Here is a 14,707-nt window from a genome sequence, read left to right on the forward strand (position 1 = left end):
GAATCTCGATGGACGGCGACACACGGCGCTCCCTCGACCCGGGAGAGGCGCGACAGCGGATCAGGGACGGGCACGCCGGGACCACGTCGGGTTGGTGCGACGGCTGGGCGCAGGCCAACCTGTTGGCCGTGCCCCGGGAGCAGGCGTTCGATCTCATGCTCTTCGCACAGCGCAACCCCAAGGCGTGTCCGCTGCTGGACGTGTTCGACCCGGGTGCCACGGGAAGCGGCCGGTTCCGGGGCGACATCACCACGGACGTGCCCGCGTACCGCGTGTACGAGCACGGGGAACTGGTCGCGGAGGAAACCGATGTCTCCGGCCGGTGGCGCGAGGACCTCGTCGCCTTCCTCTTCGGTTGCTCGTTCAGCTTCGAGCGGGCGCTGACGGAGGCCGGTATCGAGATGCGGCACACGGCAGCGGGGACGACCGTGCCGATGTACCGGACGTCACTCGCCTGCGAGTCCGCGGGCGCGTTCTCCTCATCGATGGTGGTCTCCATGCGGGGCGTTCCGCCCCACCGGGTCCCGGACACCGTGCGCGTCTGCGCGCGGTATCCGGCCGTGCACGGCGCTCCGGTGCACATCGGGGACCCGAGCGTCATCGGCATCACCGATCTGGAGACACCGGACTGGGGCGACACGCCGGCTCTCCGGGCCGGGGACGTGCCGGTCTTCTGGGCCTGTGGCGTGACACCGCAGGCTATGGTCATGGAGTCGCGTCCGGAGTTCGCCCTCGCCCACGCGCCGGGCCGGATGGCCATCACCGACATCCACGAGTCCGAACTGGTCACACCGTAGGTCGTGTGATTTGGATCTTCGTGGATCAGGGAGTGGGGCCTGGTGCTGGGGTCTCCCCAGGTCGGAGGCCAAGGGGAACGCGCGCAGCGGCGCCGCGTGTCGGGACGACCACGCGGCAGGTGTGCGTGGCAGGCAGGCCCCGCCAGAACGACCCCCGCAGAAATCCGAACGACACGGCCCAAGGAGGCGGCGTGCGAAACGGCGTTCAGATCACCTCCCAGGGGGACGCCGCCGTCCGGGTGCGGTTCACCGGAGGCGGCACGGAGGAGCGGTGGCAGGACGTACGGCGTCTGGTGTCCCGCCTGGAGGAGCTCCGGCTTCCGGCGATCAGCGGGGTGGCGGCCACGTACGACTCCGCGCTCGTCGAGTTCGACAGCCTGAGCGTCCGGCTGGAGGACCTCGAATCGCTGCTGCGGTACGCGCTGGCACGAGACACCCGAACGGCCGCGACCGCCGACCGCGAACCGCGACGGTTCCGTGTCCCGGTCCGCTACGGAGGAGAGCCGGGCCCCGATCTCGGCATGGTGGCGGACCACTTCGGGGAGACCGAGGAGGACCTGATCGCGCTGCACAGCGCGCGGTGGTACCTCGTCCGTTGTTTCGGCGCTCCGGCGGCGTCGCCGATGATGGACGGCCTGCGGGACGGCGTCTCCGTGCCGCGCCGCGGTGACCCCCGGGTGCGGGTGCCCGAGGGCTCGGTCGCGGTGGCGGGTGTCCAGTCGTTGATCTACTCGGTGCCCGCGCCCGCGGGGTGGCGGTTGATCGGACGCACTCCCGCCGTGCTGGTGTCCACCCGGCACGACGAGGTGTGCGCGTACCGCCCCGGCGACCTCCTGAGCTACTTCCCGATCGGCGACGGCGACTGGGCGTCGTACGAGGGGCTCACCATGGAGGACTTCCGTGTCTAGTACGTCCGGCACGGCCACCGTCGTTCAGGCGACCTTCGCGGCCCTTCAGGACGCGGGCCGCCCGGCCGGAGCGTCCTGGGGCATCGCCGCCAACGGCGCGCCCGACCAGTTCGCGTACCACTACGGCAACGCGCTCGTCGGGAACCCGACGAGCCTGCCGTCGCTGGAGACGACGATGACCGATCTCGTCGTCCGCTTCGACGTGGAGGTCGTCGTGGCGGTCACCGGCGCGCGCGCCGAGGTGACGATCGGCGGCCTTTCGGCGCGGATGAACCAGGCGCTCGTGGTGCCCGCCGGGTGGGAACTGACCGTACGGGACATCCGCGACGGCACCCGCGGTTACGTCAGCGTGTTCGGCGGATTCCACGGCGCGAACACCTTCCTGGGCAGCGTGTCCCCGGACCGGACCCTCGGTTTCGGCTTCGACCTCACCCCGGGGTCGACCCTGTCCTGCGGCGGCGACCGCCTCGACACGTCCGGCCGCCGGTACGCGTTCCCCGTGTTCGATCCGCCGCGCGGACCGCTGCTCGCCGAGGGGGAGTTGGGCGTACTGCCGGGGGAGAACCGCGACCTGTTCGAGGACCGGGCGAGCGAGTTGTTCGAGGACGACTACGTCATGACCGACAGGACCGACGCGGTGGGAGCGCGGCTGGAAGGACGTGTCCCCCGCCGCCTCGACAAGGGCGAGATCCTCTCCCGGGCGCTGCCGATCGGGGCGGTCGAGGTCGCCGGCGGCAAGGAACTGCTGGTACTCAACCGCGGCCGGGGGTTGTCGGCCGGATACCCCGTGGTCGGGGTCATCTGCACGGCGTCGATGAACGTGCTGTCCCAGGCCCGACCGGGCACGTCGGTACGGTTCGTACCGTTGACGATCGCCGACGCGCGTCGGCTGCGGCTGCGGGAGGCGGAGGTGATCGAGTCGGTGCGCGAGCGTATGACCACGATCATCGACTCGCTGCGCGTCACCCGGCCCGGCGGTCCCCGTGAGCGAGAGTGAGGTGAGGGGACGATGACACCATCCGAGTTGGCGGGACTTCCGGTTCCGGCCCCGCAAGGGCACTACCAGCCGGTGAGACGCTGCGGGGGGATCGTCGCGACCGCGGGGATGACCCCGCGCTCGCGGGGCGAGATGCGGTTTCCCGGCCTGGTCGGCGCCGAGGTCGTGCTGGACGACGCGCGCGAGGCGGCCCGGATCGCGGTACGCAACGCGTTGTTGGCGCTCACGCTGGAGGACGAGACGCTCGAGCGGGTGCGAATGCTCCGGATGACCGTGTACGTGGCGGCAGTCGCCGGCTTCCGCGACCACTCGCGTGTCGCCGACGCGGCGTCCGACGTGCTGGCCGGCGTACTCGCCGATCGCGGAGCGTGTGCCCGCTCGGCGATCGGAGTGGCCTCGTTGCCGGGCGGGGCGTGTGTCGAGATCGAGCTGACGGCGACGCTGGACTGAGACCGGGCGCGCCAGTCCCGCTCACGCGCCCTCGTCATCCCGAACTTCGGCGGACACGTCCGCGGAACCGCCGACGAAGGCCGAGACGACGAGAGCGACAGCACGCTCGTCGTCCTGGGCCAGTTGGCGCAGGACCCTCTCCCGCAGGGGAGTCTCCGACAACTCGACCAGCGCCTGGGCCAGTCGTATGCGGGTCGCGGAGTCCGCGGCGGACGCGACGAGTTCGTCGACCAGCGCGGTCGTGACCCGGTCCGCGCACCCGGGCTCGCCGGACAGGACCCCCAGGACCTCTGCCGCGTCGACGTCGTTGACTCCCTGGACCACCATGCCGACGAGTGTCGGTACGGCCGCGGTCACTCCGCGCCTGCCCAGCGCCAGAGCGGCGTGCCGGCGCACCGTCGTGTCCGGGTCGCCGAGCGCGTCGGCGAGCACCGCGGCCGCGCCCGGGACCTCGCACATCTCCGCGATGGCGAGCACCGCGCGCTGCCGGATGTCGGCGTCGTCCGAACGCGCGCCGGCGGCCAGCGTCGACATGCCGTCGCCGCCGGATCGAGCGAGCGCCCAGCGCAGGGCGCCGGCGACGTTGGGGTCGGTTTCCGCCAGGACCGCCCCGGCGAGCAGCTCGGCGGGAACCGACACACCCTCCGGCCGGGACAGCACGGCTTGTTGCCTACGCGCGGCGCTGTTCGAGTTGATCCCCTGCATGAGTTCGACGATGCGCAGGACGTCCTGCCAGCCGGTGGGCGCGGACGCGTCGATCGCGCGGAGCCGCTCAAGCAACTCCCGTTCCTGCGCCAGGCGGTCCTCGGCCCAACGGATCAGGTCGCCGACCAGGGCGGACGGCGTGAAGGCCGGGTCCTCCAGCGCGCGCCCGACCTGCTTGAGCGACAACCCGAGGGACCGCAGGCTCTCCACATGGAAGATCCTGCGGACGTCCCCGGCGGAGTACTCGCGGTAGCCGCCCACGGTACGACCGCTCGGTCGTACCAGCCCGAGGGTGTCGTAGTGCCGGAGCATCCGGGTACTCACCCCCGAGTAGCGGGCGACATCGCCGATCAGCAATCCGCGGTCTCCGTCGTCTCGGCAGACCCGGTCGGCTCCGGAGCCTCGGCGGTCCCCGCGGTCTCCGAGGTCTCGGTGGCCTCCGGCCGGTCCGCGGCGACGGCAGCGGCTCGTTCCGGGCCGAGTGCGAGGACTCGCTTGGCCTCGTCGATCGCCGCGTCGAAACCGGTCTCCGGATCCTGCCGGAGCAGCTCGGTCGCACGGGCATGCGTGGCCACCACCGGGTCGGGGTGTTCCGTGGCCCTCTCCAGGGCAGGAGTGATCAGGTCCCCGAGGTCGACCAGGGCGCGGCTGAGACTCAGCTGCATACCGCGGTCGCCGCGGCCGAGTTGCGGGACCAGTTCGTCGACCAGTTCCCTCCTCTCGTCCTCGGGCACGAGGACGACCGCGACACGCCAGGCGGTCCGCGCGACCTCGTCGTCGCCGTCCCGCAGCATGTCCCAGGTGATCCAGGCCCACGCGCTCTTGTCACCGATCTTGGAGAGCGTGTGCAGCGCCTGGCTACGGGCCTGGGCGCGTTCGGCGTCCAGTTCCGGACGGAGCCGGGGCAGGACGGTCTCCGAGGGGAGGCGGGTCAGTGCCCAGGACAGCATGTCTCGTACGAAGAAGTCCGGTTCGACCGCGCACCGCTCGACGAGCGCGTCCAGAAGGTCGGGGTCCGGGCTCGAGCCAACCGCCAGGGCCGCCTGAAGCCGAGCCGAGGAGTCCTCGGCACTCAGGGCGTTGGTCATCCGGGTGCGCTGCGCGGTTCCGTTGGTCGTGTTGATCGGGACCACCTCCTGCGCCAAGTCGAAACCTTAACACCGTGTCAAGGTCAAACCCGTGCCCGCCCCGTCGGGGCATACCTGGTCACGGGGGCGGCGGGCCGGCCGACGGCGGAGCCGGACCGCCTCGTACCCGTCAGGAAGTCCGTCGCGCGAGCACCCGGTAGGTGTTGGACAGACCGCGCTTGCCGCCGATCGGAGCGGAGACCCGGTCCGTCAGGTAGGCCAGTGCGAGCACCGGGACACTCGCGTTGAAAGTGATCTTGCGCAGCAGCGCGCGGGCACGCGAGGGCGGGGCCGGTCGCCACGCCAGGTCCTCCCCGCCGATCAGCGCGGCGTTGATGGCGAGGACCGCGGCACTGACGACGTCCTGCCCGTTGTGCGGTTCAGCCCGCTGCTCGGAGACGACGGTCAGCCCCAGATCACTCAACTCGGCGCGCAGGTTGGCGATCGGGATCATGTGGAGGTGCTGCGGCTGCAGCCAGGATATCCACCACTTCCCGAGAAGCCGGGCCCAGGCACAGTCCGGGTCGGGCAGTTCGATCGCCAGGTGCCCGCCCACGGGAAGCGCCGCCGCCGCGGCGGCCATCTCCGCCTTGGGGTCCACGGTGTGTTCCAGGTAGTGGTACATGCTGATCACGTCGTACCGACCGGTGAACTCGGGGGCGAGGTCGATGAAGTTGCCCTGGTACGCCTCCCGGACGCGCCCCTTCCGCTGGGCGATCACCACCCCGTCGGTCCGGTCGAGTCCGTCGAACTCGGTGTCCGGCAGCACCCTCTTCGCGTCGGCCAGGAAGTGCCCGTGCCCGGTGCCCACGTCGAGCCACTGCTTGGGCCGCTCCTCCGCCGCGACCATGTGGGTCCGGCCGTCGTGGCCGGAGCGCTTGGTCGCGAAGATCTTGTTCATGTTCTCTTCGCCGAGACCGTCATAGAAGTCCCGGTAGTAGAACTCGAGTCCGTCCTCGTTCAGCCGGGGGTTCTGGAAGACGTGCCCGCAGTCCTCACAGGATTCCAGGACGAAGACCCCCGGCTTGTGCTGCATCACGTCCGTGGTCCGCAGCAGGAGGTCGAGATGCTTGGAGTCGCACCACGGGCAGGATTCCCTGCGTTCCTCGAAGAACCGGTCGGTTCCGTCGGCGAGGTCTGACAGGTAGGCCGGTCTGCGTTCGGCGACCGCATCGCTTCTCGTGGTCATGTGCGCGATGCTAACCGTTCCTGGTGCGGCGCAGCCCGATCTCAACCGGATTCCTCCACGGCCCGAGGCGCCGGGAGCCGCTACCCAACCGCCAGGGACGAGCTCGTGACGCGCGGTGCTGAAGTCGTCGTAGTCACACGGTGGTTGCTCGTGACGGTGCCCTGGCTCGCGCGCCTACCGGGCAGCGGTCGCGGCCCGCCGGCCACCTCGGGCTCGTACCTCCGACCAACCGATGCCGTACGTCGACGCGTTCGCGGCTCCTCGCCAGCGCCACCCGCGCACCGAACGCCGGTTGGTTCGGGGTGCCGGTGCGACCGGCGGCTGGTACGGTGCGTCGACGGTGATCACGGGGCTGTCGTCCGGCAGGACCTCATACCCTGCCAAGCCGCGTTGACCAAGAGCGGCCCGTCATGCCGAACAGCACCGCGATATCACCGCCCGTCACCGGAGTTGTCCGCTTCCCGCGCCGGCCTTCCGATCTCGCTCCGGAAGTACGCGAGCGCGCGAACGACTGGTCGCAGTGTCCGCCCGGGGACGGGTCACTGGTTCGTCACATGGGGGAAAGCATGTCCGCAACGCTCGTTTCGAACGGCTGTCATCGTCCGCCCGAGCCCGTCGTGGCCGTCGTCGGCGCCAACGGCTTCCTCGGCGGCAGCCTGATGCGCGCCCTCTCCAGGGCCGGAGTCGAGGCACGCGGCTACACCAGCGCCGATCCGGCGGTGTGCGGCACCCGGCCCGACCCCGCGCTGTGCCGGGCGGACGTCATCTTCTACCTGGCGAGCCGGATCAGCCCGGCGATCGCCGAGCGGGAACCGGAACGGGCCACAGAGGAGATCACCGCCTTCCGGGCGTTCCTCGAGACGCTGCGGGAGAACCAGCGACGGCCGGTGGTGACGATCGCGGCCTCGGGTGGCACGGTGTATGACCCGGGATGTGAGCCGCCGTTCGACGAGCGGTCACCCGTGCGCCCGAGCAGCGTCTACGGCAGGGCCAAGCTCGACCAGGAGGACGCCCTGGCCCGCGCGTCCGGTTGGATCGCGCCCGTGGTGCTCCGGCTGTCCAACGTGTACGGCCCCGGGCAGCGCACCACCGCGGGCTACGGAGTCGTCGGGCACTGGATGAAGGCGCTGCTGGCGGGCGAGCGGCTCCGTATGCTCGGCCACGGCGGGTCAAGCAGGGACTACGTGCACGTCGACGACGTGGCGAACGCGATGTTCGGCGTGCTCGGCAGGGAGTCCGCGCTGCGTGCGGCGGACCGGCCGACCGTACTGAACATCGGCGCCGGCTTCCCGACCTCGCTGGACGACCTGCTCCAGCATCTGGAAGTCACCGTCGGGCGACCGATACCGGTGGAACGCGAGCCGGCACGCTCGTTCGACCGCAAAAGCGTGTGGCTGGACATCCGGCGCGCGGCGGACGTCCTCGGCTGGCGGCCGGAGGTCGGCATCGCCGAAGGACTCGCGGACACCTGGGCCTACCACCTGAGCCAGGAGTCCGGCCACGCGCCGGGATCAAACGGCCCGTAGTCGCCTCAGTCGGCGGAGGGGCGGCGCAGCACGGCGAGGATCACGCCGACCGCGGGGTCCTCCTCGATCAGCCAGTGCAGCCGCTTCTCGCCGGGGCCCGCCCGCAGGATCCTCTCGACCTCGGGTGGTACGTCGTTGTGCTTGGCGTGCTCGTACACCGCCCCGTAGAACCGGTGCGCGGTGTACTTGGTGTGCTGGCTGATGTCGGTGACCTCGGTGATCTCCAGGCCGGCCGCGGAGGCGTACGACGGGTAGTCGGCCGCCCGTACCAGCGGAGCCGTGTGCCATGACTCCATGACCCTGTCCAGCGCCGCCTTCTGCACCCTGTCGACCACCGCGCCCTGGAGTCGCTTCAGGAACGCGGGCTTGGCCTGGTCACCGGACTGCGGGGACCGCTCGACGAAGTCGGTGAGCGACACCGAACCGCCCGGTCGCAGCACCCGCGCGATCTCCTTGAGTACCTGTGCGCGGTCCGGCATGTGCACGATCGACTCGAGCGCGAGGACGTGGTCGAAGGAGTCGTCCTCGAAGGGCATCTCCAGCGCGTTCGCCCGCTGGAAACGCGCGCGGTCGGCGCATCCCTCGCGCTCGGCACGGGCGTTGGCCAGTTCGACGTCCCGCTCGCTGATCGAGATCCCGACGAGTTCGGCACCGGTCCTGGTCGCGAGCCGCACACCCGGCGTGCCGACACCGCACCCGACGTCGAGTACCCGGTCGCCTGGGCCCGCCTCCAGCTTGTCGATCAGGAGGTCCGACAGCCGTTCCGACGCCTGCTCGAAGGTGCTGTCGTCCTCGGGGCCGGTCCAGTAGCCGTAATGCATGCTACCGCCCTGGAATTGGGCGATCAGGTCATTGGCCGCGTCGTAGAACGCGCCGACCTCTTCGGGCTTGGGCAGCGCTGTGCCTGTGGTCATCCGGACTCCCCCTGCGGTCACCGTTTACGAGGGCGAACGCTACCAGCGGCCCTGTCCGTTGGACAGCGACCGACGGGCCCACCACCTTCCGGGACGGGGCGGGCGATCTCCCGTGATCTTCCGCCGCGCGCGGACATCACGCGTAGTCTGTGGCCCAGAAGTCTGGGAGGGCGCGCTTCTCACACCGCCGATGCGCCCGAGCCCGAAGCCGTCGAAGGTCCTTCCAGGCCGCGTAGTCATCACTCCGCCGAACCGACCCGAGGAAAGCCCTCTCATGCGTGTGCTTCTCACTGTCAATCCGGAAAAGAACATATTCATGTACCTCGTGCCGCTGGCGTGGTCGCTGCGCACGGCGGGACACGAGGTGCTCGTCGCCAGCCAACCGCGCTTCGCCGACACGATCACCCAGGCGGGGCTCACGGCCGTGCCCGTGGGGGGCGACTTCGACAAGTGGCAGTGGGGCCGCCAGGCCCCGGAGTTGCTCGAGTCGATCCGGCCCGGTCTCACCCCGCCGTGGGACGTCGCCGAGGACCCGGAGGGCACGACCTGGGAACACACGCTGCAGAGCCACAAGGCCGCGGTGGAGGGCGCGCACGAGGGTGAAGCGGCCGCGGTGATCGACGACCTGGTGGCGTTCGCCCACCACTGGAAGCCGGACCTGGTGGTGTGGGACTCCTTCAGCTACATCGGCCCGATCACGGCCAAGGCGTGCGGTGCGGCGCACGCTCGGGTGGTCTTCGGTGCCGACGTGTTCGGTACGACCCGCGACATCTACCAGCGGCTGAAGGCACAGCAGCCCGAGGCGGAGCGGGAGGACCCGCTGGCTGACTGGCTGGGCGGCCACGCGCGCAGGTTCGGCGCCGAGTTCAGCGAGGACATGACGACCGGTCACGTCACGATCGACCAGTTCCCGCCCAGCCTGCAGCTCGGCACCGATCGGGACGTGCTGCAGACGCAGTTCATCGGCTACGGCGGCCCGGCCGTCGTACCGGAGTGGCTGAAGAAGGCTCCGGAGCGCCCACGGGTCGGGATGACCCTGGGACTGACCGCGACCGAGGTCTTCAACGGATACAACATCCCGCTCTCCGAGATCTTCGACTCGGTGGCCGAGTTGGACGTCGAGCTGGTCGCGACCATCGCCCAGAGCCAGCAGGAGAAGCTGGGGAACGTCCCGGACAACGTCCGCCTCGTCCCGTACGTGCCGTGGCACGCCATCGCCCCCACCTGCAGCGCCGTCATCCACCACGCGGGCGCCGCGACCCTCGCCACCACCGCGCGTCACCCGGTGCCTCAGCTGTCCCTGCACTTCCACTTCGACCAGCCGATCCTGGCGCGCAAGCTGGCCGAGCAGGGCGCCGGCCTGGAGATCCACACCACCCAGGCCACCGGGCAGAACATCAGGGAGAGCGTGCACCGCCTGCTGACCGAACCCCGGTTCGTCCAGCAGGCGTCGGCCCTACGCGACGAGATTCTGGGCGCCCCCTCGCTCAACGAACTCGTGCCGCGGCTGGAGGAGGTCGCGGTCAAGTACCGCGCGGGCTGACTGCCGCCGGTGGTGTCGGGTCCGCGTTCCCGTACGGACCCGGCACCACCGTGTCGGGGCGATATCGCCTCTCGCCGGGGCTATCCCGCGCTGACGCGAACCGGCAAACCGCTGAGCGCCCGCAGCACCGTGCCCGGCTTCCAGCTCAGCTCCGACTCGTCGACGTCCAGCCGGATCTCGGGGAACCGCTCGAGCAGGCGACCGAACGCGATCTCGGCCTCCAACCGGGCCAGCGGGGCGCCGACGCAGTAGTGGATGCCGTGCCCGAACGCCAGGTGACCGCCGGTCTCCCGGGTGATGTCCAGCTCGTCACCGTCCGGGAACTGGGCCTCGTCCCGGTTGGCGGAGGCGATGGCGACCACCACCAGTTGGTTCTCCGGGATGACGACCCCGCCCAGCTCGACCGGTTCCGTGGTGAACCGCAGTGAGGCGGTGTTGACCGGGCCCTCGTACCGCAGGAACTCCTCGACGGCGCCCGGCAGGAGGGAGTGGTCGGCGCGCAGCGCGGCGAGTTGGTCCGGGTGGCGCAGCAGGGCGAGCATGCCGTTGCCGATGAGGTTGACCGTGGTCTCGTGGCCGGCGACCAGCAGCAGGAAGGCCATCGACACCAGTTCCTGGGCGCTGAGCTTGTCGTCCCCGTCGCTGGCGTGCACCAGGTCGGTGAGCAGGTCCTCGGAGGGGGTGTCGCGTTTGCTCGCGACCAGCTCGTCCAGGTAGCCCAGCAGGGCGGGCGTGGCTTCGGCCATCCGTTCGGCGTCGCCGGACAACTGCGCCGTGACCCAACCGTGGAACCGCTCCTGGTCGAGCGGCGGTACCCCGAGCAGCTCGCAGATCACCGAGATCGGCAGCGGCGCCGCGTACGCGCTCATCAGGTCCACCCGGCCCGCGCGCTCCATCTCGTCGAGCAGCTCCGCGGTGATCTCCTCGATCCGGGGACGGAGCCGCTCCACCGCCCGTGCGGTGAACACCTTGTTGACCAACTTGCGCAGGCGCGTGTGGACCGGCGGGTCGGAGTTGAGCATGTGTGCCGACAGCTCGGTGGCGAACATCAGCCGCGCCTCCTCGCTGTCGGTGTTCTGCTCGATCACCTTCTGCCCGACCTCGACGTTCTTCGACAGCTTGGCGCTGCTCAACGCGGGGCGGGCGTCCTCGTGACGGGTCACCATCCACACGCTGAGCCCGCCCGGCGCGGTCACCTTGCTGACCGGCGCCTCCGCCCGCATGGTGCTGTAACGCAGGTGCGGGTTCTGCTCGAACGCCACCTGCTCGTCCACGCTCGGCATCGGACTGGCCTCACTCATCCGTACAACTCCTCGATTCTCTGTGGACATCGGCACAACACGACGAGACCGCGGCCCCGGGCGTCACAGTGCCGTCATGAACGCCCGGAAATCGGTCATCGACTTCACGTCGTTGCCGAACCGGTTGACGGTGCTCACCTGGGAGGAGCCGTCTCCCCGTGCGGTGATGTACTTCACGAAAGTGGCAAGCGTGGCGCTGGGGCCGAGATCGGCGAACGTCGCGCCGCCCGCCGCGGTCATCTTCTCGACGGCACGGGAGAACTGCACCGGCTGTCGTACGGCCGCCCATACGCCGTCCACCGACAGCGCGTCGACCCGGTCCGCCGTGGCGGACGAGATGATCGGGATCTGCGGCGGGGCGAAGCTCAACACGTCCATGAGGCGCCGGGCCTGCTCCTCGACGGGGTCGATCAGTGCCGTGTGCACGCCGTAGTCGACGGGCAGCCGCTGCGAGAGGATCTGCTCCGCATCCAGTGCGCGCTCCAGTTCGTCGACGTCTGCGGAGCGCCCACTGACGACGAAGTTCCCGTCGAAATTGCGTGCCGTGACCCAACAGTCCGTGAACAGGGGCGCGTGCGTCCGCAGCAGGTCGGCGGAGCCGACGATCGCCAACATGCCGCAGCGCGGTGTCCGTTGCTCCAGCAGGCGCCCGAACTCCACCGCGAAGCAGACGCCGTCCTCCAGGGGGAGGGCCTCCGCCACCACTGCCGCGCTGATCTCCCCCAGGCTGTAGCCGAGGAGGAAGTCGGGCTGGTACCCGAGTTCCTGGACGACCCGGGTCAGGCTGTACTCCACGCACACCAACGCCGCGCTGGAGTCCGGCAGGGAGTCGAACGGGTCGCTCCTGTCCCGCCGGGGATCGAAGATCGTGTCCAGCAGCGACTTGCCGATGATCGGCGAGGCGATCTCGTCGCAGTGCTCCATCCACAGCCGATAACGCGGGTTCCGCTCGTACAGTTCGCGTGTCATGTGGAAGTACTGGGAGCCCTGTCCCGAGTACATGAAGACGAGGGGTTCGGTCATCGCCACTTCCCCAGACAGATCGCCGAGCTCAGGCCGCCGAAACCCATGCTGAGGCTGAGCGCGGTCTCGAACGGGAACGGCAGCGCCGCCTGCCGTACCCAGCGGAACGAGGGGTCCACCGGATCCACGAGATTGCGGGTGGGGTGTAGCCGCCGCTCCCGCATCTGCAGCAGCGTCGCGACCACCTCCACCGCGCCGGCCGCGCTCAGACCGTGCCCGGTGATCGACTTGGTGGCGTTGATCCGCGCGTCGCCCAGCCCGCTCTCGCGGAGGGCGCGGAGCTCGGTCTCGTCACCGATCAGCGAGCCGGTCCCGTGCGGGTTGACGTACTCGACATCGCCCGCCGGCAGGCCGGCCTCCGCCAACGCTCCCTCGATGACGCTGATCTCCCCCGCCAGGGAGGGATCCGGGTCCCGGTTGCCGTCCACCGCGGTGGCCAGACCGAGGACCCGGGCGTACGGCTCGGGGTGCCGCCGGGCGCCCTCCCGCTCCACGACCACGGCACCGCACGCCTCACCGAAGAGGAATCCGTCCCGCTGTCGGTCGAACGGCCGGCACGCCGCGCCCGGGTCGTCGGCGAACCGGTGCGAGCCCATGGCCCCCATGGCCGAGAACGCCTGACACTCCCAGTACGACAGGTCCATCAACGCCCCCAGGGCCACGCACACGTCGACCTGCCCCGACCGCACCGCCCACACGGCCTGCAGTACGGCGAGCAGACCACTGGCAGAGGCACCGCCCAGGGTGTGGGCGAAGCCGCGGATGGGGAACCGCTCGGTGCAGATCCCGCACAGATCGGTGTCCATGAAGGTCAGGCCGTACGTCGGGCGCAGGTACGCGGGCTGGTCGGCGTGCCGGGCATGGAGCCGTGTCAACTCCCGCTGCTGGACGTTGGAGCCGCCGACGACCAGGCCGATACGCGCAGGGTCGGCGTCGTCCAGGCCCGCCTCCCGCCACGCCTCGTCGAGCGTCAGCACGGCGGCGTGCGCCGACAACGACGCGGTCCGCAGCGTCCTTGCCCGGACTCCCTCGGGCACGGGCAGCTCCGAGAGTTCTGCCCCCAGGAACGGCGCCTCCGGGTCCGCTGTCGGAGCCGACCGGCCGGGCCGGCGCAGCGGAGCGAAGGCGTGCCGACCCTCGAAGAGCGCGGAGGCGAACTCCTTCTTGCCCTGGCCCACGGCGGCGGTGACACCGAGGCCGGTGATCACCGCGTCGTGCCGGTCAGGCAGTCGACTTGTCATGGATGAGCTTCGCCAGTTCCCCTATGTTGTTCGCACCGGCCAGCTCGGCCAGCGGAGTGCTCACCGACAACGCTTCCAGCGTCATCATGATGATGTCCGCCCGATCCATGGAGTTGGCGCCCAACTCCCGTAGTGAGTCGGTGGCCTCGAAGGTGTGGCCGTCGAGTTCCGGTACGACCTCGCGCGTGTGCTTGACGACCAGGTCGAACACTTCTTGATGGGACATTTCGTCAACTGCCTAGGTAGCGGGATTGGATGAGTTCTCGGACTTCGGGTTGGTGGAAGGTCTTCTCGTGCATCGCCACCTCGCGCTCGATGTAGGACGGGAGTTGAGTCCGCAAGTCCGACACGAGGTGGTCCTTCAGGGTGACGAGGGACACCCGTGGCTTCTCGGCGAGGTTCTCCGCCAGCTCCACCGCGTACGGCAGAACCTCCGCGCGCCGCAGGACGGGAAACGGGACCCCGCGCTCCTTCAGGTCACGCCCGTAGTAGGTCCTCGCGGACAGCAGCATCTCCTGCCCCAGGCTGGAGCCGAGCTTCCTGGGAAGGATCAGCGTGGCGCCCATCCCGGGGGTGAACCCGTACTGCATGAAGTTCGTCGTGTAGACGCTCTCCTGGCTGAGGACGACGAAGTCGGCGAACAGCCCCATGGCGAATCCGCCACCGATGCCGTGGCCCTGCATCGCGGAGACGACCGGGACGGGGCAGTCCAGGGCCAGCCCGTAGATGTTCGAGTCGGTGAAGCTGATCTTGCGGTCCTGGATCTGCAGCAGGCTCTCCTTGGTGCCGCCGCTGGCGAAGTAGTTCTCGTAGCCGGTGAGGACGACGGCCTTGCACTGCCCGTCGGCCCGTACCCGCTCGAACGCCTCGCTCAGACCGGTGATGAGCCGGCCGGAGAAGGTGTTCTTGTGTTCCCGGTCCTGCATGGTGATCTGGACCACGTGGGCCCCGAGCTTCGTGTAGCCCACCGGTTCGTCCGACACGCG

General features: G+C 70.0%; 15 protein-coding genes. 6 read left to right on the top strand and 9 right to left on the bottom strand.

Annotation, left to right across the window (positions count from 1 at the left end; translation table 11 throughout):
- Positions 1-8 precede the first annotated feature (8 nt).
- From AN216_RS24010 to AN216_RS24025, 4 genes are all read left to right on the top strand, one after another.
- Positions 9-797 carry a putative hydro-lyase gene (locus AN216_RS24010; protein ID WP_070198804.1) on the top strand — a complete coding sequence of 263 codons (789 nt, stop codon included), beginning with the start codon at positions 9-11 and terminating at the stop codon, positions 795-797.
- 191 nt (positions 798-988) lie between these two features.
- Positions 989-1,705, top strand: a complete 717-nt coding sequence (locus tag AN216_RS24015) for a 5-oxoprolinase subunit B family protein (RefSeq protein WP_070198805.1) — start codon at positions 989-991, stop codon at positions 1,703-1,705.
- Positions 1,698-2,702, top strand: a complete 1,005-nt coding sequence (locus AN216_RS24020) for a 5-oxoprolinase subunit C family protein (RefSeq protein WP_070198806.1) — start codon at positions 1,698-1,700, stop codon at positions 2,700-2,702. The genes AN216_RS24015 and AN216_RS24020 overlap by 8 nt, the downstream gene beginning before the upstream one ends.
- A gap of 12 nt (positions 2,703-2,714) precedes the next feature.
- Complete coding sequence (locus AN216_RS24025; RefSeq protein WP_070198807.1) at positions 2,715-3,152, top strand: RidA family protein; 438 nt, start codon at positions 2,715-2,717, stop codon at positions 3,150-3,152.
- A 21-nt stretch (positions 3,153-3,173) separates the two neighbouring features.
- On the opposite strand, the gene AN216_RS24030 is transcribed toward AN216_RS24025, so the two are convergent.
- The 3 genes from AN216_RS24030 to AN216_RS24040 form a co-directional block, all read right to left on the bottom strand.
- Positions 3,174-4,214 (bottom strand): MerR family transcriptional regulator, encoded by a 1,041-nt coding sequence (locus AN216_RS24030; RefSeq protein WP_070198808.1) that lies wholly within the window; start codon positions 4,212-4,214, stop codon positions 3,174-3,176.
- Positions 4,208-4,945 carry a HEAT repeat domain-containing protein gene (locus tag AN216_RS24035; protein ID WP_070198833.1) on the bottom strand — a complete coding sequence of 246 codons (738 nt, stop codon included), beginning with the start codon at positions 4,943-4,945 and terminating at the stop codon, positions 4,208-4,210. The genes AN216_RS24030 and AN216_RS24035 overlap by 7 nt, the downstream gene beginning before the upstream one ends.
- Positions 4,946-5,114: 169 nt before the next feature.
- Complete coding sequence (locus AN216_RS24040; RefSeq protein ID WP_070198809.1) at positions 5,115-6,173, bottom strand: class I SAM-dependent methyltransferase; 1,059 nt, start codon at positions 6,171-6,173, stop codon at positions 5,115-5,117.
- A 566-nt stretch (positions 6,174-6,739) separates the two neighbouring features.
- On the opposite strand from AN216_RS24040, the gene AN216_RS24045 reads away from it, so the two are divergent.
- Complete coding sequence (locus tag AN216_RS24045; protein WP_070198810.1) at positions 6,740-7,699, top strand: NAD-dependent epimerase/dehydratase family protein; 960 nt, start codon at positions 6,740-6,742, stop codon at positions 7,697-7,699.
- 5 nt (positions 7,700-7,704) lie between these two features.
- Here AN216_RS24045 and AN216_RS24050 read toward each other — a convergent pair whose 3' ends face one another.
- Positions 7,705-8,613, bottom strand: coding sequence for a methyltransferase domain-containing protein (locus AN216_RS24050; protein ID WP_070198811.1), 909 nt, complete (start codon positions 8,611-8,613; stop codon positions 7,705-7,707).
- Between the two features lie 274 nt (positions 8,614-8,887).
- On the opposite strand from AN216_RS24050, the gene AN216_RS24055 reads away from it, so the two are divergent.
- Positions 8,888-10,156, top strand: coding sequence for an activator-dependent family glycosyltransferase (locus AN216_RS24055; RefSeq protein WP_070198812.1), 1,269 nt, complete (start codon positions 8,888-8,890; stop codon positions 10,154-10,156).
- Positions 10,157-10,236: 80 nt separating this feature from the next.
- On the opposite strand, the gene AN216_RS24060 is transcribed toward AN216_RS24055, so the two are convergent.
- From AN216_RS24060 to AN216_RS24080, 5 genes are all read right to left on the bottom strand, one after another.
- Positions 10,237-11,457 carry a cytochrome P450 family protein gene (locus AN216_RS24060; RefSeq protein ID WP_107402085.1) on the bottom strand — a complete coding sequence of 407 codons (1,221 nt, stop codon included), beginning with the start codon at positions 11,455-11,457 and terminating at the stop codon, positions 10,237-10,239.
- Between the two features lie 63 nt (positions 11,458-11,520).
- A complete protein-coding gene (locus AN216_RS24065) occupies positions 11,521-12,480 on the bottom strand; it encodes an acyltransferase domain-containing protein (RefSeq protein ID WP_070198813.1) in 960 nt (319 codons plus the stop codon).
- Positions 12,477-13,721, bottom strand: a complete 1,245-nt coding sequence (locus tag AN216_RS24070) for a beta-ketoacyl synthase N-terminal-like domain-containing protein (RefSeq protein WP_070198814.1) — start codon at positions 13,719-13,721, stop codon at positions 12,477-12,479. The genes AN216_RS24065 and AN216_RS24070 overlap by 4 nt, the downstream gene beginning before the upstream one ends.
- Positions 13,702-13,947, bottom strand: a complete 246-nt coding sequence (locus AN216_RS24075) for an acyl carrier protein (RefSeq protein WP_070198815.1) — start codon at positions 13,945-13,947, stop codon at positions 13,702-13,704. The genes AN216_RS24070 and AN216_RS24075 overlap by 20 nt, the downstream gene beginning before the upstream one ends.
- Before the next feature lie 4 nt (positions 13,948-13,951).
- Entirely contained in the window at positions 13,952-14,704 is a 753-nt protein-coding gene (locus AN216_RS24080) for a polyketide synthase (protein ID WP_107402086.1), read from the bottom strand.
- Positions 14,705-14,707: the final 3 nt, after the last annotated feature.

The organism is Streptomyces oceani, assembly GCF_001751245.1.
GTDB classification, from domain to species: domain Bacteria; phylum Actinomycetota; class Actinomycetes; order Streptomycetales; family Streptomycetaceae; genus Streptomyces; species Streptomyces oceani.